The 569-nt window shown below is 30.1% G+C and carries 1 protein-coding gene; it reads right to left on the reverse strand.

Going from position 1 to position 569, the window contains the following annotated elements; translation table 11 throughout:
• Window positions 1–153 precede the first annotated feature (153 nt).
• Complete coding sequence (locus HMPREF3029_RS02910) at window positions 154–525, reverse strand: hypothetical protein (RefSeq protein WP_070709642.1); 372 nt, start codon at window positions 523–525, stop codon at window positions 154–156.
• Between the last annotated feature and the right edge of the window lie 44 nt (window positions 526–569).

Here is a 569-nt window from a genome sequence, read left to right on the forward strand (position 1 = left end):
AGAGTGAGTGATAACGAACGGATAAAAGAAACGCAATCAGCGTTTCTTCCATGCACTTATACAATAAAAAGCCCTATGATCCGTTTAGGAGCATAGGGCTTACCGTTTTTCTTTTAATAATACTGAGTAAAGCACTCTTTAGAGTGCTTTACTTTAGTAATAGAAATAAATTATTGAACCTTTTAAATCGCCAGTATAAAATTCATTAATTGTTTGTGTCATCATATTATTATCTGTTTCTGTTAATTTAAACTCATCATCTACTAATAGATAAGCAAGTGCTTCTTCTAATGTATTGTATTCTTCAATCCATACATCTGACGTTGAATTATCAATCGCAATCCAGATTCCTAATGCTTCATTTTTAAATAAGAACCGTGCAATTTCTTCATCATTGAAATTACATGTTGTTTCTAGTGTTAGTAATAAATCATCAATCTTTTTTTCGTCATTAAGTAAAATTACGTCTGTTTTTCCAATTCCCTCATAAAAACGCATTGTCATATTGTCTTTTTCTTTAATCATATTCATAACCCCTTTTTTCTACCACTCTTATATTTTGAGTGTGT

Origin of the sequence: Nosocomiicoccus sp. HMSC059G07 (assembly GCF_001815515.1) — a bacterium.
GTDB classification, from domain to species: Bacteria; Bacillota; Bacilli; order Staphylococcales; family Salinicoccaceae; genus Nosocomiicoccus; species Nosocomiicoccus ampullae_A.

What these genes read in the sequence shown, in the direction of transcription:
- HMPREF3029_RS02910 (WP_070709642.1), bottom strand. Translation starts at nt 525, where the DNA reads ATGATTAAAGAAAAAGACAATATGACAATGCGTTTTTATGAGGGAATT.